Source organism: Pedobacter sp. V48 (genome assembly GCF_000523515.1).
In the GTDB taxonomy this organism is placed as follows: domain Bacteria; phylum Bacteroidota; class Bacteroidia; order Sphingobacteriales; family Sphingobacteriaceae; genus Pedobacter.
Window position 1 is genome coordinate 514,080 of the sequence record NZ_AWRU01000034.1, and the last position, 18,665, is coordinate 532,744.

The following is an 18,665-nucleotide window of genomic DNA, read 5'->3' on the forward strand; positions in this document are numbered from 1 at the left end:
GTCATATGAAGCCAATTTGAATTCTGTTTCTATTTTTCGGTCTTCTTTATCACCCGCAGAGTATGGGAGCTTATAAACCACAGTTAACAGACGTGGCCAGCTAAATAGAGTAACAACTTTGCAATTCTAGCTTAATGGCCCGAGGAATGATTCCAAAAGGCCACATCTGTCACAATTGTAACGCTCTTCATATATTAACGAGCCCGTTAACTCCATCCAAGCCTGCCACGCTAATTCTGTTTTATAACTTCAATTTCTTTGACAAGAAAATCACGTTTTACGCCATATCTTAAATATTTATTTGCAATCATTCTGGCTTTTACCCTTACTTCAGGCGCGAATGTATTACCCCAAGAATCTACGAGAAAACTGAGTTTGCCATTGTGGCCACCGGCTAACGGAAGAAACACCGTTGTATCACCTATGCGAAAAGCTGCAGTGGCATTCGTAGCTTCCCACTTAATTTGCGGACATTGGGTCTGAATCTGCAAGAAACGATCTCTGAGAGAACCTTCAATCTCCCGGGCTTCGCCTCCGTATTTAGCAACAAATTCGATATCTTTAATCGAGTATCCGGAATCGGGCAATACTACAGGTGTTTTCAGTAAGGAGTCGATATTGTAGGCAACTAATTTCTTTTTGCCAGATTGACAAGAAGAATGAAAATAACAACAGCATGTGATCATAAAGACTAAAAGCATTCTCATAGAGTAGATCATTAAAATTATAAAACAGGGGTGTTTTCAGCTTAATGTTTAATCATTAGTATTGTTAATAGACACTCATTTCGCATGGAAAAGGTTCTGATTGGGAATTAGGTATATCGGAATTAATTAATACCTGCCATATCTCCAAGTAAATCGGGGATTAAAGGATCTTCACCGGTTCGAAAAGAAACCCGGAGGATTTATTCTATATGCTTTTTGCAGTTCATCACGACTCATAGAAACAGAAATCTGCCGCGTATTCCAATCAATTGAAACAATTTGATCGGTGGAGACTAAGACCCTTTCTTCGTCCGAAGTAAATATATCGTCTATTAGCAAGTAAGGTATTGTCCAGTCCGGCAGCTCGATGACCAGGTCTTTGGCTCGTCCGATAATTCCCTCCGGATTATGTACACTATATTGGGAGATGTGCTGGAGGCTACGCAGATTGGGGTCAAATTTATCCTGATGTTCCAGCCTGCTTTGCTGTGCAGAAACTTCTTTTAGCATTGCTGTGGTGGGATAACCCAAACCCGCCCTGCCATTTACCGGCCATGAATAGTGATTAAAAAGACTTGACTCCTCTTGGCGAGAAACCGGCATATCGGTGTCAATATGTGGACTGTTTTTGATTTGTTCCTTGCTTAAGCTTACAGGCAGGGCATCCAAATTGAGCTTCTCGTTAAAAACTAGTGCACATGGAGAAATGAGTACTTTACGTTTAAAAAGCCAGCTGTCGGTTTCAACAACAAGATAACGTAGTATCCAGTTCTCGTCATCGAAATAAAGGTCTTTCACCGTACCAATTTTGCCATCAGTGGCGGTCAGGGTAACTCCATAAAGTTGGTCGCTATGTATCTGCATCTTTTGGTTTTATCACGTAATTGGAGCGCATTGGATGAACGTTTGTTGTAATTTATAAAAAATATGCTATAGTTCATATAAATCATCTCTATTTTGCCAGGTCGCTTCTGAACTGGGAGATATCTTTGTATGAACTATAACGAAATGCATCCAGAATTCTTATTCCTTAATCTATGTTGAGGTAAGATAGTCTTCCAGGAAGTAACGGATCAATGAATAGGAATTATTTATCCATTAAAACTTTCAACGAGTCGGACCCTAAGCGAGTTTTGAGCCACCGCTGAAGGCGATTCTGTTCGCCAGCAGAGATCTTTGACCTGAAGTTCATCAATGCCAGCGTTACAGTATCTCTTTTGGTGGTATCAAGGTGTTTTACTTCAACGTGATTGATGCTATATGAAGACAAGCTGGGATAAAGTGACCGGAGCTCATTGTTCAGATCAGGGATAGACATGTCTATTGCCTGATAAGCGTTTTCCTTATTGCTGGTTGAATCTTTTCTATACACGGCTTCCAGGATACTGGCTTTGATCTGGGAAAAATCGAGTTCGTTTTTTGCATTTAGTCCCTGACGGATGCTAAGTTTCGTTCTATTCAGATTATAGCTCGGCAGCTTTTTCTTAAGGCTGTCGATCTGTAGCGCCGTCAGTTCCTTTCCAAGCAGGAGTAAGTCAATTTCGTTTCCTTTTCTGCTATATTTATAATTCCTGGTGATGACCTGGGTATTGGTATAACTTAATTCCTTATCGATGAAAGCCCTGGCGTTGTTTTCAAATATGCCGCGATCTACAATCCTATATGCCAGATATACGCTTGGTGCAGCTGTAACCAGAACGATGATCAAAATGTATCGGCGTACTCTTTTTTGGTAAACTTTATCTTCGAACTCTGTTTTGTGAAATTTTAGGTATCGCACAATCAGGTATGTGGCTACGCAGATAAAGATACTATTGATGAAATATAGATAGATGGCACCAATAAAAAAATAAATGTTACCCGAGGCGAGCCCGTAACCCGCTGTACACAGGGGTGGCATCAGTGCGGTAGCGATGGCAACGCCCGGAATGGCATTGCTTTTTTTCTTCCTGGTTGCAGCGATAATCCCGGCGAGACCGCCGAAGCCGGCAATGAAGACATCCCAGATGGAAGGAGATGTACGCGCAAGAAGTTCAGAGGATGCCTCATGTAACGGTGTGATCCAAAAATATAGCGTGGACGTGATGATGCTTATTACGGTAGCAATGGCGAGATTTCTGACAGCCTTTTTTACAAGTTCAATATCATTGATGCCAATTCCCAAACCCAACCCCATGATTGGTCCCATCAACGGAGAAATGAGCATGGCACCGATAATTACAGCAGTCGAGTTTACATTCAGGCCAATAGATGCGATAAAAATGGCAAAAATAAGCGTCCAGAGATTTGCACCCTTAAATTCTACATTTTTTCTGATGGATTCTACGGTGTCACTTTCTTCCGCATTATCTTCATGAAGACTGAAGCGGTAGTGTAAGAATCGTCTGACCGCTAAATAAATCTCATTCATGTTGCAAGATATGAATTTGAACGTAAATCACCTTTGTTTCCATCCGGTTCACATTCTGTCCTGCAGACGTTTTGCCAAAGACCCAATAGTCATGCCCTGGACCAGAATTGAAAACACGACAATGATATAAGTAATGAGCAAAAACTGATCCCTGTACATGGCAGGGCTCAGAGAGAGGGCCAGCGCAACTGATATACCGCCTCTTAGGCCACCCCATGTCAGCATAATGACCGCATGTTTTTCAAATGTAATCCAGTATTTCAGAAAATAAACAGGCAGTATAACAGAAATCCACCGGGCAAATAATACAATCAAGATTGTAATTAACCCGATTAAGAAGATAGTCTGGTCAATTTTAATGATCAGCATTTCTAATCCTATAAATAAAAACAGTACGGCGTTGAGAATTTCATCGATCAGTTCCCAGAATTTGCCAAGATAGTCCCTGGTCTGGTCCGACATGCCGTCACGCTTTGATTTGTTGCCCGTGATGATTCCTGCCACAACCATAGCCAGTGGCCCCGAGACATGTAACCGGCCGGCTATAAAGTAGCCTCCCATCACTATGGCCAATGTGATCAGCACCTCCACCTTATAATCGTCAATGGAGCGAAGGGCGAGGTATCCGATATAACCCAGCAATAAACCGAAAATCAACCCACCCACTGCTTCTTCTAAAAACAAGGTAGTAATGGAAAGTGCCGAAAAGTCTCCTGAAGCAGACCTCGCAATTTGGGCCAGGCTGACAAAGACTACAACGGCAACGCCATCATTGAATAAGGATTCTCCCGAAATTTTTAATTCCAAAGATTGGGGAATATTTGTTTTTTTTAGAATTCCCAATACTGCAATCGGATCTGTCGGGGAAATTAAGGCGCCAAATAAAAGACAATAGATAAACGGTATCGGAAATTCGAATAATTTAAAAAGATACCACACCAGTCCACCTATAAGAAAAGTTGATATCAGTATGCCGACAGTAGCCAGTACAATCACTGGCAGACGTTCTTTTCGAAGTTTGCCTGCATCGATATGGATGGCACCGGCAAAAAGTAAAAAACTGAGCATGAAATTCATAAGCACCTCATGAAAGTCTACTGAAGTTGCCAGTTGAACAGCTTTTTCTGACAGCAAGGATCTGGAATTGCCAAGGCTCACCAATAAAATGGAAGAAACCAGGGAAAGCACCATAATACCGATTGTCGGGGGCCATTTGATAAACCTGTGGTTGATGTAGGCAAAAATTGCCGCTAATATGATCGTTATTGCAATGATTTCCTGCGTGTTCATTAATCTTGTTTAGGATGTTCGGTTGAAGTTTTGAAAACTGGCGCGGCATAATCCTGCGGTAAATAATCAGCCGGTATGGTTGTACTGTTGCCATCACGCAGCGCCTTATAATGAGGAGACATAATTTCAACTCCCGCCTGGTTGAAATGATCCTGAATATTGGCGTGAAGAGAAGAATAAATAGCAGCCTGACGGTTGGGCTGTTTGGTATAAGCATTGATCCGGTAACTGACATAATAATCATCCAGACTGGTCTGGTAGACATAAGGTTTAGGTTCAGGCTCTATCATCTCAGATGCGAGTGCCGCATCAATCAGAAGCTGATGAACCTGCCTCCAGGGTACATCATACCCAATGGTGACGGTTGTGTTGACGATTAGTCCGCTGTTACCGGCTTCTTCACTATAGTTTACGGTATGGTTGCCCATTACCGTGGAATTTGGTATGGAAACGATCTCATTTTGGATGGTCCGGACCCGGGTAACCAGCAAGGTCTTTCCGATAATATCTCCTGTAACCTCGCCGATTTTGACACGGTCACCAATTTTGAAAGCACGCATATAGGTCAGGACCAACCCTGCTACGACATTGCTCAACGCCCCCGCTGATCCGAAGGTGAACAACACGCCCATAAATACGGAAACTCCTTTGAAAATGTCTGAGTCATGACCTGGAAGATAAGGAAAGATCACAACCAGCATAAATGCAAGCAGCAATGCTCTGGCAATCTGATAGGTTGGACTGGCCCAGTCAGCGTAAAACCCAGGGATGTTCAATTTGCCCCGCTCAATTTCAGTTTTAATAAACCTCAGCAGGCGAAGTACATATCTGAAAACAATGATCAGCACTAAAATGGTGATGATATTAGGTACGAAATCCCAAACGGCAAAGCCGATCTTTTTTAAGGGAGTAAGGATATAATTCAGCAGGCTGACCGAGAGGTCCCTGGTGAAGGGAAATATTCCGAACAGAACCGGCAGGGCCAGGTAGATCACCAGGATGATCACCGCCCATCTGAAAAAAGAAACTACAGCCGCAATAATCGTCAATTGCCGCTCGGCATTTAGTAATTCATAGTTCCTGATCCGGATACCATCTTTGAACCTTCCCTGACGGTTTCGTATAGCAAGTTCCATCCAGGCAAAAAGCCGGTTGACGCCTTTAATCAGGAGAAAAACCACTACAATGACCAGCAAGGTTAGCAATACTTCCTTGGCCAAAATCTGCCAGCTGGTTTCCTGCTGATGGATGAATACAGCGGTCCCGATCTTTGATTTTAACAGGGCAGCGAGTTCAGTCTTTGTAGTCCGGTTCCAGAGGGCATCCGGATCTGAAATGGAGACAAGCAGGGCGTTTTTATAAACCAGATCGGTGGTCTCCTCAGTTGTTTGTACTTTTATAGAATCTGTTTTAAAGCTGAGGTCTTGTGCCAGTTTTAGCATTCTCACTGCCACTGCTTCGGCCCGGTCAATGGCAGAAAAACTTCCCTGCCTGGTATAAATGTAAAACAGGGTATCATTACGATAAACGACAGGTGCACCTTTTATCACTTTCCTTAGGGCATCTATCTGCTGTTTTTGCTCGGCAAGATGCAGGGAATCACGTTTTTTAAGTGCGTTCAATTCTGCTATAATTGTTTCTCGTTTAGCATCATCCCCTGTTCCAAGCCTGGCTACCTGTTCCTGCAGGTCAGATCTTTTGAGCGAGTCGGAAAGTCTTTCAGCAGCGAGCTGTTTCACCTTGTTCAGGTCGTTGTTCAGTTGCCTGACCTGACTCGTATCTGGTTTTTGCTTAAGGGTATCCTGACGGGCAATTAACACCAGCGGATAAAACCAAAGACAGAGACATAGTTTGAAGACTACTTTTTTCATTCCGATCCAATTGAAATAAATGTAGGTTTTTTTTTCATTTGGAGGGGTATTTTCTATGGAGAAAAACTGTAGCCGGTAAAGCTCAGAAAAGCCATTAAAAATAAATTTCGTATCTTTGCAGCTCAATCGCTGATTTCCAGTGATATTTTTTGCCTTTCCTGCTTTAGGGAAATCTTGAAGGCAACTCCGCAGTTATAGGGATTATAATTATTCATTTTACTTGTCGGATTTACATTTTAAACCAATTAATTATGCAGAAAAGATTGCTCATAGTTTCAAACCGACTACCACTTACTATTGAAAAAAAAGAAAATGTATACCAATCCCGCCAGTCTTCCGGCGGTTTGATCTCCGCTGTGGATGCCTATCTGGGTGGTGATGGAAAAGAAGTGTTTTCGGAGCGGATATGGACCGGCGTACCTGGTGTGGGCAGCGAAATATGGGATACGACCGATCTGGGGCAAACCGGTTATCAATATCTACCTGTGTTTCCGAGTGAGGAAGAATATGAACAGTATTACAATGGCTTTTCTAACTCGTTGCTCTGGCCACTTTTTCATTACTTTCCTTCATTTGCAGAATACGAACCCGCTTTCTTTGATGCTTATATAACAGTCAATAAGGCTTTCTGCCGAACGCTGAGTGCAGTGATCAAGCCTGGAGATGTCGTGTGGATTCATGATTACCATTTGCTTCCCCTGGCTGGAATGCTCCGGGAGAAATTTCCTGATCTTACTATTGGGTTATTTCTGCATATTCCCTTTCCTTCTTACGAACTGTTCAGGGTTATTCCAAAACGCTGGCAAAAGGCATTGCTGGAAGGCATGCTCGGAGCGGATTTAATTGGTTTTCATACTGCAGAATACGTGGCCCATTTCCTGAAGACGGTAGATATGTCACTAAAAACAACACATGACAACCAGTATATCCAATGGGGAAACAGGCAGGTTCAGGTTGATGCATTTCCGGTAAGCATAGATTTTAATCTATTCAATGGGGCGTTTGATCACCCGGGCGTAGATTCCCTTCGTCAAAAGTATCAGCAACTGAAAGGTAAAAAGAAGATGATTTTTTCGGTCGACCGGCTGGATTATACCAAAGGGATTTACAATCGGCTCATTGCATTTGAACGTTTTTTGCAACGATATCCCGAGTATAAAGGAAACATCGTTTTTGTATTGGTAATGGTCCCTTCGCGTGATACAATCACCAAGTACAGCGAAAAAAAGAAAATGATTGATGAGTTTATTGGTAACCTGAACAGCACGATTGGCAACATTTCCTGGCAGCCCGTTATTTATCAGTATGACCATCTTGATTTTAATGAGCTGAATGCGCTATACACCACGTGTGATCTGGCTTTGATTACACCACTGCGTGATGGCATGAACCTGGTAGCTAAAGAATTTGTGGCAAGCCGCAAAGACGAAAAGGGGGTGCTGGTTTTGAGTGAGATGGCCGGGGCCGCCGCTGAACTCAAAGAAGCACTGCTGATTAATCCGAACGATGCCGATGAGCTTGCTGAGACAATCGCAGCTGGTTTGGGAATGTCGGAAGAGGAGCAACGCTCACGTATGCGCAGCATGCGCCAGCTGGTTCAGCAATATGATGTGAACGCCTGGGCTATAGATTTTTTTGGAGAGCTGGATCAGATTAAGGCTTTGCAGTTAAAATTTGAGGTTAAGTTTCTCGATAGCTTCTCCAAGGCGGCATTGATTGAAGATTACAAATCCAGTAAAAACAGACTGTTTCTTTTGGACTATGATGGAACGCTGGTAAATTTCTCTAAAGATCCATCGAAGGCTTCTCCTAACAAAGAGCTGATACAGCTTTTAGAGTCACTCTGTTCTGTTCCAGGCAATGATGTATACGTGATTAGCGGAAGGGATAGTGTTACGCTTGATAAATGGCTGGGTCATTTACCCATTGGCCTGATTGCCGAGCATGGCGCTAAAAACAGACTTGCAGGAGGTAAATGGTCGAATGAAGCGCTTGCAGAATCCACCAACTGGAAGGAGAAGATCGAAAGGATTATGCAACACTACGTATTCAGGAGTCCGGATTCTTTTATTGAAAAAAAGGACTTTTCCCTGGCCTGGCACTACAGGAATGCCGACCCCTTTTTGGCCAGTAGACGAGCTAAGGATCTGCATGAAGAGCTTGTGGAGTATACGGTACAAATGCCACTGGATGTATTGAACGGACACAAAGTTATAGAAGTTCGTAATAAGGGCATTAACAAAGGGCTTTCTGCGGCCCGAATTCTGGACGGGAAAAATTATGATTTTGTTTTGTGTATTGGTGATGACCAGACGGACGAAGACATGTTCAAAATTCTGGCTAAAAACCCTTCTGCTTATACCGTCAAAGTAGGTCATCAGGCCTCTTTCGCGGCATACAATCTTTACACACCTTTCCTTGTGTTTTCGTTGCTGGATTCCATTGCCTGCTGTCAGCCCATGGAACGGGTTTGATCAAAAAGTATCAACTAAGGTGAGGATATTCCCTGCTCGTTTATATATTGCGCTGGTATGAAAATTAAAACAGGATTAATTGGATTTGGAAGGACTGGCAAGGCGGTAGCTTCTGTGGTGTTGCAAAACAAGGAGTTTTCCTTAGAATGGGTATATAGGAAGACTACTGTGCTGGAGCATCGTTCAGTGCCCGAATTTTTAGGACTACAGAGTGACGAGCCTGGACTTATCTTCTCAGCTGAACATATTTCGATCCCGGATCTGCTGGATCATCACCCTGTAGACGTGCTCATTGATTTTTCCTCGGCCGAAAGCATTCATATCTATGGCAGGTATGCCGCTGGAAAAAATATTAAGATCATTTCTGCCATATCACATTATGCCGAGGCTGAACTCACCCTTTTGAACGAACTCGCTGAATTGACGACTGTTTTCTGGTCACCAAACATAACCCTGGGTGTAAACTATCTTTTATTTTCGGCAAAATTTCTACAGCACATTGCCCCAGGGGTAGATATCGAAATCATTGAAGAGCATTTTAAGCAGAAAGAGGGGGTGTCAGGAACTGCCATAAAAATCGCCCACGCTCTTGATTTGGATATATCCCAAATCAATTCGGTTAGGGCGGGTGGCATAGTCGGAAAACATGAGCTGATATTTGGTTTCCCTTTTCAAACTGTGCGTCTGATTCATGAGTCGATTTCAAGGGAAGCATTTGGAAACGGGGCAATTTTCGTTGCCAGGAACTTGTTACCCTTGCCGTCCGGACTCTATAACTTCGAGGATTTACTAAGGCCGTATTTTAAATTCTGATTTTCTGTATTAAAGCTGGGTATTAAAAACACAGGCGTTACGATTGGACAACAGAAATCTTGATTTAAAGTCATATCCTGAGTTTTTTCACGGATAACCCTTATAAATTGGCTATTTTAAGCATGTGAGAGCATTTTAAATTATTAATTATTCACTAAAACTTTTCAAATTTGGCATTAAAAAAAGCAGGATACATCAGGGGTGCACGTATACCCTTCAAAAAGAAAGAAGCAGAACACAAGATCAATCACTTCATTACCTCTCCCGAGGTGCGCCTGGTAGGGGACAACATCGAGACCGGTGTATATCCCTTGGCAAAAGCCATAGAGATTGCGGAAGAGCAAGGACTTGATCTGGTCGAAATATCTCCAAAGGCGGCTCCGCCTGTATGCAGGGTCATAGATTACAATAAGTTTCTGTTCGAGAAGAAGAAAAAAGACAAGGAGATTAAGGCAAACGCCAAACAGACCATTATCAAGGATATTCGGTTCGGTCCGAACACAGACGATCATGATTTTCAATTTAAACTTAAGCATGCAGTTTCTTTTCTTGAAAGCGGGGAAAAGGTCCGGGCATTTGTTCATTTCAAGGGAAGGTCTATTGTATACAAGGACAGGGGAGAAATTCTGCTGCTGAAATTTGCGCAGGCACTGGAAGACGTAGGTAAAGTAGAACTCTTTCCCAAACTAGAAGGAAAACGGATGTTTCTGACCCTGGGTCCCAAAGCCGGTAAAAAATAACTGCTTGAGTCAATCGGGAATAATTTAGTTTTTGCGGGTTGAAATTTCTATCTTTAGCAACCCACCGGATGAATGCCCTTTTCTAACCAGATTTAAGCGATTTCATTGCATTCGGCTGGTTTATATGTTGAAAAGCATACAACATCTGATTGGATCTTCTGTTAAGGCAAAGGATGGAAAATTCGGGGTCATCAAGGATATTTATTTTGATGACAATACCTGGAATGTACGTTATTTGATAGTGGAAGCCCGATGGTGGCTCTTGAAGCATCAATGGGTGATATCTCCTTTTACGGTTCTTCAAACTGGTTTAACCGAAAGCAGTATACAGGTTACATTGACAAATAAGGAAATCAGACAGTATCCTGTTGAAGAAGCGTCTATTCCCGTTTCAAAACAGGAGGAAGAATCTCTTTTTAATCATCATTCCTGGCCGGACTACAGCAGTCGCAGCATGTTTGATGAGAATCTTCCGCGTAGTTTTCATTCCCTGAGAAGTGAGGATAAAGATCAGGAATATGGTGATCCGCATCTTCGAAGCTTTACTCATGTCAGAGATTATACCGTTTCTAACAGCGATGGGTTTTTGGGAGAAGTTGAAGATTTTCTGGTTGACACCGTGTCATGGAAAATATCGAATCTGGTGATTCAGCATTTTTTTGATCCGGAGGAGTTTAACCTAATCCCTGTAAAAAAAGTCCGGTCGATAAACTGGGACAACTTCCAGTTGGAAATAGACCTGGCTTCGGGAGAACTGGAGCATTGCCAAAAAACCCATCTGGAAGACTTTACGTCAGCAGATTAAATGCCTCCGAGGCTCGCAATATTTAAATTTCAAAGGTTGACAATTGCTTTTTAAAGTTTCACCACTGATTATATGATAAAAAACCTGATTCAAGAAACACGTAGTTATTTTAAAAAGGTCTTTGATCGCCTGAACAATCATACCTACAAGAAAAACGTATTGCAGGCCATTCCTTTTTGGGTCGCTTCCATTCTTACCGGTTTGATCGCAGTTGTCTATACTAAGTTTTTTTTGCTCGCAGAGTCTGTTACCAAATATTTATACAGTGCGTATCCCTGGGCATTGTTTATCCTGATGCCAATGTGCTTTATATTCGCCTGGTGGCTGGTAGTCCGTTTGGCACCATATGCAAAAGGCAGCGGAATTCCCCAGGTTGTTGCTGCAATTGAAATTACTGGTCCTAAGACCGACAAGCAAGTGAGCCGTTTGCTGAGCTTGAAGGTAATGTTGGTAAAGATAGCCTCCAGCCTTGTGATGGCAGTGGGCGGTGGCGCAATCGGACGGGAAGGCCCCACAATCCAGATCGCTGCTTCAGTTTTCAGGCAGGTAAATGACCTATTGCCCAAATGGTGGCCTAAGGTGGCTAAGAAAAATATGATCATTACTGGTGCAGCTGCTGGGTTAGCTGCCGCTTTTAATACGCCTTTGGGAGGTATTGTATTTGCCATCGAGGAGCTTACCAAGACTCATTTCAGTTATTTCAAAACGGCGATCTTTTCCTCTGTAATCATAGCGGGCCTTACGGCCCAGGGCATTCTAGGTCCTTATTTGTATTTAGGTTATCCCAAAATTATAGACTTGTCCGGTTATATCTTTTTTGGCGTGGTTCTGGTTGCCATCATTTCCGGCTTACTGGGCAGTGCAATGTCGAAGGTAATCCTGGTAATTTTAAAATGGAAATCCAGACTCAAATTCACTCACCAGCACGTACTCTATGCGGGTTGCTGCGCACTGATTTTGGGCACAATAGCGACGTTTATCAGCTATGATGTTCTTGGTTCAGGCAAAGAGATCATGCAAACTACCCTATTTTCTCAGGACAGGTATGTCAGCTGGTACACCCCCATATTGCGGATTATCGGGCCATTATTGTCCTTCACAACAGGTGCATCAGGCGGGATCTTTGCACCTGCCTTGGCTTCCGGAGCCAGTATCGGTTCGATGGTGTCCGGTTGGTTTCAGCTCTCTGAGGCCAATACCAACTTACTGATCCTTTCCGGGATGGTGGGCTTTTTGACCGGAGTGACCAGATCCCCTTTCACCTCAGCCATCCTGGTACTGGAAATGACCAATCGCCATAGTGTGATTTTTCATTTGATCCTTGCAGGTATGATTTCAAGCGTAGTTTCTATCCTGATAGACAAACATTCCCTTTATGATCATTTAAAAGTTCAATACATCAAAGATTTAGCAGCAGAAGAATCCCTTGAAAACGAAAATAAAAAGCCGGCTAATTAGACTAAACAGTTATGTTATGAAAGAGATTAAAAAATCAATACCTATTATCAAGTTACTCATTATTTTTTCATTGCTCATTTTTATAATTTCTTTGGTCTACATCAACCTTTTTAAAACAGATCAAACGATAACGCTTCGTCAGGGTGTGACCGCCAACAAGGAATTAAAAAAGAAAAGAACGATTAAGGCCTTTGTTGACTATGTGGATCAACAGCCCAATGTGACTTTCAACCGAAAGTCTCTTAGTGTCGCTCTTTTCAAGTTAAAAAAAGCAATCGATGCAATAGCCCTTTCAACAGGATATGAATTCCAATACGCGGATCTTATTATTGCAGAATATGATATTGAGCGGATCTCCAGGGAGAAATTATTTAGCACGCAATCTTATTATTTAAAAAAAGTGACGATGATTCTAAGCAATTCTCTTCGCAAGATTCAGCGCCAAAAGTATCCTGATCTTGAAAAACAGGCGGATACGCTGAAGGCGGCGTCGGAGAGATTCAACGGTACTGATCTTAAGCTTGACCAGGATCAGAAAATCAAAGTTTTTTTATCAAAAGCGACCGATTTGGTGAATGGCATGCGTTAGTGCTATCAAATTATTGGTAGGTATGCTTAAGCCATATCTTTAAATGTTTAATTAACTTAGGGCTATGAAGCATCCCAAAAAATTAAGCGAGTTAGCTGCAACTGCAATTTGCGGAAATGACATTACTTCTTCCTGTCTTTATGTTTCTTCATTAACCATATTATATGCCGGTCAATGGGCCTGGCTTGCCCTTTTGATCGTCGCAGCCGTATTGCTGCTGTTCCGAAAAATATATGGCGAAGTGGTCGGGGCCTTGCCATTAAATGGCGGGGCTTACAATGTCTTATTAAATACGACGAGCAAAAGCAATGCTTCCATCGCGGCCTGCCTGACTATTTTATCCTATATGACCACAGCTGTCATTTCAGCCAGCGAAGGAATGCATTACCTGCATGGTATTTTTCCCGCAATTCCGATAATTGCGGCTACCGCTATTCTTATCACTCTTTTCCTTTTCCTGGTGATGTCCGGTATTAGTGAATCCTCGGTTGTCGCTATAGTGATTTTTGTCTTGCATATTCTGGCCATGGTGACCCTGATCATCAGCGGGGCTTGGTATGTATTGCAGCATGGTTTGCCGGTGGCAAGGATGAATTTCAGTCAGCCTTTAAACGGCGGTTTTGCGGCTGCACTGTTTCTCGGATTCAGTACGGCCATGCTGGGCATCTCGGGTTTCGAGAGCTCGGCGAATTTTGTAGAGGAACAGCAACCAGGGGTTTTCAGGAAGACCCTGAGAAATATGTGGATTGCTGTATCTGTGATCAATCCGCTGATGGCCCTGACAGCAGTTATGGTGCTTCCTTTAATAGAAGTGGGGGCAAATCAGGAAGCGCTCCTTTCGCATCTGGGCAGGACCACCGGCGGCTCCTGGCTTGCCACATTTATATCCATCGATGCGGTTTTGGTACTTAGTGGAGCTCTGCTCACTTCTTATGTTGGTGTCAATGGTTTAATTAAACGGATGGCCCTTGACCGCATTCTGCCGCAATTTCTGTTGAAGGAAAATAAAAAAGGCAGCTCGCCCAGAATACTCATCCTGTTTTATATACTCTGCCTTTCGGTACTGGTTATTACTAAGGGACAACTTGGTCCCCTGGCGGGGGTGTACACTATCTCTTTTTTACTGGTCATGATCTATTTTGGGTTTGGCAACCTGCTGCTTAAGATCAAGAGAGCGCGGCTGCCCAGGCCAGAGAAAGCTGGCATATTTTCGGTTGCTGTGGCGATTCTGGCTGTCACTGCTGCTTTATATGGTAACATTGTCCTGCATGCCGAGTACCTGATCGTTTTTCTACAATATTTCATACCGGCTCTAATTGTTATATTTTTGCTACTTAGCCGGAATGTAATCTTAAAATATATGCTGGTGCTGGTTAATGGTTTTTTCTCCTCTTTAAAAAGAGCTGCTGCTATGAGCAGGCTTCATTTAAACCGATCACTGAAAAGGCTGAATGAACAGGAATTCGTCTACTTTACGAAAGGCGACGACATTTCCATACTCAATAAAGTCATGATCTATGTCCAGGAGAATGAGATCACCAAAAAACTAAAGATCGTTACGGTCTTAAAGGATGGCAAAGATGTTTCTGAGTCTTTTATGAATGATTTGAATGTGCTTGACCGCGCCTACCCGGATATCAAAATAGAGTACCTTAGGATTCATGGAAAGTTCGGGCCTGAAATTATCGCGCAACTCAGCAAGGAATGGGACATACCTATAAATTTTATGTTCATCAGTGCACCAAGCAACAAATTTTCTCACCGTGTTTCCGATCTTGGCGGTGTGCGCCTGATTATTTAATTGATCCTGTGCGCAAGCGCAGCTGTCTGATTTTCAAAAAGCAGGGTCTGGGTAGGATAAGCAAACTCGATCCCTTTTTGCTCAAATTCAGCAAATATTTCCAGGTAAACCGTTTGCTGATTATCCATGTAAATGTTGTAATCCGGGTCAAGTACGTAATACACAAATTCAAAATTCAGGCTGAAATCCCCATATCCTGAGAAATGTCCCCGGTCAAATTGAAGCTTGGGTTTGCTGGAGATGATTTCTTTCACAAGTGCGGGTATCTCTGATAACTGCTGGTGGGTAGTCTGGTAGGTCACACCAAGGGTAAACACAATCCGGCGTTTTTCCATTCTTTTAAAATTATGTAACCGGGAATTGGTAAGATCTGTATTGGAACAGACCAGTTGTTCGCCGCTTAGCGTACGAATGCGTGTGGTTTTGATTCCTATATATTCTATGATCCCGTTGTCGTTATCCACCACCACAAAGTCTCCTATTTCAAACGGCCGGTCGAAATAGATTACAAAGTAACTGAAAAGGTCACCAAGCACTGCTTGTGCAGCAAGGGCAATTGCTATACCGCCAACGCCTAGTCCGGCAATTAATGTGGTTACATTATAACCAAGGTTGTCCACCAGGAATACTACCCCAAGTATCCATATAACTACGTTGGCAATTGCGATTAAGCCGCCTGCCTGTTTCTCCTTGGCTTCACTGTTTTCTTCCCGGCGGATAAAGGAATAGACAAATTTCCGGAAAGCAGCACTGATTACCTTTAGGATGAAGAAGGTAAAAGCAGCGAGGTAGGCTACATGAATAATATTTTCCACTTTATCCGGAAATGCCAGCGTATTCAACCCAAAGTAAAAGGAACTGATATAAAGGAGAGGAATACCTGCGCTTTCAGCCAGACTGACCGCAAAGTTATCCCAGTTTGTATTTGTCTGCTCTGCCCATCTTTTTAATCGTTTCAGAACAACCGACCTCAAAAGTTTGATGATTAGACATAGTATCAAAATTATTGCTGTTGCAACGATCCAGTTATAAAGGCTGTTGCCCCAAATTATCTGATTCAGAATGTTATTCATGCCTTAAGAATTTATCAACGAAAGATTTCAGAGGCGAAAGCCACCTTCATCTTCAGGATACCGGCTCCTGCGGCCGATGTAAAAGGGTAAAAAAAAGAAACAAGCCATAACCGGTTGCCGCTCGTGATAAGTACTGATAAAAGACTCAGCTGGCAAGACTGGTGGCGAAGCTGCAAATATAGGGAAATTTGGCCAAAAATTAAAATCTTGCGGTGTCAAAGGGCTTCATGACGTTTCAATCTACACTATACAAATTACACGCTGCGTACCAGCTAGCAGTATTTTAGCATCATTGGAAATAAAATCGCATCTTTATAATAAAGCTTACCATTGGAAAAACGGTGCTTTAGAACAATGTTTCGATTATTCACACCACCCTAATTAAATTGAGCTTTAGTTGCTGCAGCCTCTACAAATTGTCATTAAGAAAATAGAACGATGGAACAAAAGATAGATAAAATTGCTTAATAATGGAGAAAGCTTATGTTATACATAACCCTAAATCCAATTGAGTATGTTTAACGACGAAATATTAAATACTATGACAAAAAAAACAATTGCTAACATTCTAGTACCTACAGATTTCTCCGAGTGTGCTGCCAATGCCCTGGAAGCAGCGATTTCAGTCGCCAAAGTTCATAATGCCAGGATAACGCTTTTACATGTGGTTTCGCCTATCCCCGAGTTTTACGGGCTGCAAAAAGACCGCATAGTAAAGGAACAGCAGCAGGAGTTGCTTGACAGTCAATCCGACCGTATTATGAAATTAGGCAATTCGTTGCAGGAAAATCATGGATTATCAGTTGTGCCGATAATTGTAGTCGGTCAAACCGTAGCAACTGTACTAGAAACCGCAAAAGCACTTGATGTCGATCTAATCGTAATGGGTACCCATGGCATCAAAGGGTTCAGAGAGTTTTTGATCGGTTCAAATACCTATGGAGTTACTGAAAAATCGGCCTCTCCCGTACTTTCGATACCCCAATCTAGTATTACCAATGGGTTTGAGAAAATAATGTTTCCGGTCAGAAATATACCCAACGCACTGGAGAAATATGAATTTTTAAAGACATTTGTTGCTACTGGCAATGCCAGTCTTTTCATATATGGAATTTACAAGATAGATGATGAACATCTGATGGAAGCGTATAAAAAAGTTTCAGCGTTCGTCAAGGGAATTGAAAATGATTGGTTAAGCATAAAGCTAACGTCGGTCATTACCGAAGAAAGCTTGGCGGATGAAGCGTTGGAGCAGGCTGCCCAGATGAAATGTGATCTGATTGTAATCACCTCAAAAGTTACTTCGTCCTTCAATGACTTTTTTCTCGGCAAATTCGCCCAGCAGGTAATTAATCATTCCATTATGCCTGTCCTTCATATTAAATAATGTCATTTGCAGTGATTGGATATGTGGAATAGTTTGCTGATAAATGACAAGAGAACAAGATGAACCGAGGCCACTTTCTTTACTGGATCATCCCTGTGAATAATTGTAATTTATATATGTTGTGCAGATGAACAAGAATTATTAAACATAGAATGAGGCCATTTTTTGAACGTGTCGAATTTTAAGTTGCAGCAGTTGTCCTAGTGCCATAAAGCTTTAAAATTCAATTTCCGAGTTGGAGTATTATGAGCAAAAGTCAGATTGTCAAATTTGTGTGTTTTCCTGCCTCTGGTTAGGCGATTTTGATAAATGTCAAGTTCAGTTGGTGTTTTTGTAAAAATCGCCCCTGAATCATCTTTTAGGCCTTAAAATCGATGAAAATATATATTGAAAATTACTAGAAAATGATCAAACTAAGCATTTATTTTGGCCTCGATATCGCGCCTGACGAATGGTTTTTCAGGCGATAAAAGGTAGAAATATATGACTATGGAAGCGCTCATTTTAAATTACTGGTGGGTGGTAGTGGCACTGATGTGTGCGGTTTTAAACAGGTATATTTTGCGGTTTTTCTTCGGGATGGTTGTCGTTCCGGAAGACAGGATCGGACTGGTGACCAAAAAATTCGTCTTGTACGGTCCGGGTAAAGAATTGCCAGACGGGAGGATCATTGCCATTAAAGGTGAAGCGGGTTTTCAAGGTAAGACTCTGGCGCCGGGATTGTATTTCGGAATGTGGTTCTGGCAGTACATGGTGAGCATGGAGGAATTCACCATAATCCCTGAAGGTAAGATTGGTTTGATCATGGCAAAGGATGGGTCGGAGATTCCAACTGGAAACATCCTGGGACATAAAGTGGTGTGTGATAACTTTCAGGATGCGGTGAAATTTCTGGAAAGCGGAGGTCAGCGGGGCAGGCAGACGTCCTACATTACCTCCGGTTCGTACCGGATCAATACGCTATTGTTCCAGGTTTCTGTAACCGACATGGTCAGGATCCAGGAAAGCATGGTCGGAATTGTAACCACTTTAGATGGATTGCCGATAGAACGGGACCAGATTGCAGGTAAACTGATCGAAGGTCATAATAATTTTCAGGATTTTGATGAGTTTATTAATAAAGGCGGCAACCGTGGCTTGCAGCCACAGGTGGTATTGGCTGGTTCCTACAACCTTAATCCATGGGCGATCCAATTGGAGCAGATTCCCATGACGGAAATTAGCTAAGATCGGAAGAGCGTCGTGTA

The 18,665-nt window shown here is 42.5% G+C and carries 14 protein-coding genes; 8 read left to right on the forward strand and 6 right to left on the reverse strand.

Translation table 11 applies throughout. From position 1 onward, the window contains the following. Positions 1-230: 230 nt before the first annotated feature. The 5 genes from N824_RS27755 to N824_RS27775 form a co-directional block, all read right to left on the reverse strand. Positions 231-707 carry a hypothetical protein gene (locus tag N824_RS27755; protein WP_048908325.1) on the reverse strand — a complete coding sequence of 159 codons (477 nt, stop codon included), beginning with the start codon at positions 705-707 and terminating at the stop codon, positions 231-233. A 171-nt stretch (positions 708-878) separates the two neighbouring features. Continuing rightward, on the reverse strand, positions 879-1,571 hold the full coding sequence (locus tag N824_RS27760; RefSeq protein WP_048908326.1) for a PRC-barrel domain-containing protein: 693 nt from the start codon (positions 1,569-1,571) through the stop codon (positions 879-881). Positions 1,572-1,794: 223 nt separating this feature from the next. After that, positions 1,795-3,117 (reverse strand): TIGR00341 family protein, encoded by a 1,323-nt coding sequence (locus tag N824_RS27765; RefSeq protein ID WP_048908327.1) that lies wholly within the window; start codon positions 3,115-3,117, stop codon positions 1,795-1,797. 48 nt (positions 3,118-3,165) lie between these two features. Further along, positions 3,166-4,407, reverse strand: a complete 1,242-nt coding sequence (locus tag N824_RS27770) for a sodium:proton antiporter (protein ID WP_048908328.1) — start codon at positions 4,405-4,407, stop codon at positions 3,166-3,168. Next, positions 4,407-6,278, reverse strand: coding sequence for a mechanosensitive ion channel family protein (locus tag N824_RS27775; protein WP_048908391.1), 1,872 nt, complete (start codon positions 6,276-6,278; stop codon positions 4,407-4,409). Before N824_RS27775 ends, N824_RS27770 begins: the two co-directional genes overlap by 1 nt. 251 nt (positions 6,279-6,529) lie before the next feature. Here N824_RS27775 and N824_RS27780 point away from each other — a divergent pair, with 251 nt between their 5' ends. The 7 genes from N824_RS27780 to N824_RS27810 all read left to right on the forward strand — a co-directional run bounded on the left by N824_RS27780 (position 6,530) and on the right by N824_RS27810 (position 14,958). Continuing rightward, positions 6,530-8,752, forward strand: a complete 2,223-nt coding sequence (locus tag N824_RS27780; RefSeq protein ID WP_048908329.1) for a bifunctional alpha,alpha-trehalose-phosphate synthase (UDP-forming)/trehalose-phosphatase — start codon at positions 6,530-6,532, stop codon at positions 8,750-8,752. A 57-nt stretch (positions 8,753-8,809) separates the two neighbouring features. Beyond that, positions 8,810-9,565 carry a 4-hydroxy-tetrahydrodipicolinate reductase gene (locus N824_RS27785; protein WP_200869945.1) on the forward strand — a complete coding sequence of 252 codons (756 nt, stop codon included), beginning with the start codon at positions 8,810-8,812 and terminating at the stop codon, positions 9,563-9,565. A 170-nt stretch (positions 9,566-9,735) separates the two neighbouring features. Beyond that, a complete protein-coding gene (gene infC / locus N824_RS27790) occupies positions 9,736-10,305 on the forward strand; it encodes a translation initiation factor IF-3 (protein WP_084498475.1) in 570 nt (189 codons plus the stop codon). 124 nt (positions 10,306-10,429) lie between these two features. Further along, complete coding sequence (locus tag N824_RS27795) at positions 10,430-11,110, forward strand: hypothetical protein (RefSeq protein WP_048908330.1); 681 nt, start codon at positions 10,430-10,432, stop codon at positions 11,108-11,110. Positions 11,111-11,182: 72 nt separating this feature from the next. Then, on the forward strand, positions 11,183-12,568 hold the full coding sequence (locus N824_RS27800) for a chloride channel protein (RefSeq protein ID WP_152542477.1): 1,386 nt from the start codon (positions 11,183-11,185) through the stop codon (positions 12,566-12,568). Positions 12,569-12,584: 16 nt separating this feature from the next. Beyond that, the gene (locus N824_RS27805) at positions 12,585-13,157 is read left to right on the forward strand and encodes a hypothetical protein (protein WP_048908331.1); all 573 of its coding nucleotides are present in this window, start codon (positions 12,585-12,587) and stop codon (positions 13,155-13,157) included. A 64-nt stretch (positions 13,158-13,221) separates the two neighbouring features. Then, positions 13,222-14,958, forward strand: coding sequence for an APC family permease (locus N824_RS27810; RefSeq protein ID WP_048908332.1), 1,737 nt, complete (start codon positions 13,222-13,224; stop codon positions 14,956-14,958). On the opposite strand, the gene N824_RS27815 is transcribed toward N824_RS27810, so the two are convergent. Further along, positions 14,955-16,031, reverse strand: coding sequence for a mechanosensitive ion channel family protein (locus N824_RS27815; RefSeq protein ID WP_048908333.1), 1,077 nt, complete (start codon positions 16,029-16,031; stop codon positions 14,955-14,957). The genes N824_RS27810 and N824_RS27815 overlap by 4 nt on opposite strands. Positions 16,032-16,545: 514 nt before the next feature. Here N824_RS27815 and N824_RS27820 point away from each other — a divergent pair. After that, complete coding sequence (locus tag N824_RS27820; protein WP_084498476.1) at positions 16,546-17,418, forward strand: universal stress protein; 873 nt, start codon at positions 16,546-16,548, stop codon at positions 17,416-17,418. Positions 17,419-18,665 lie beyond the last annotated feature (1,247 nt).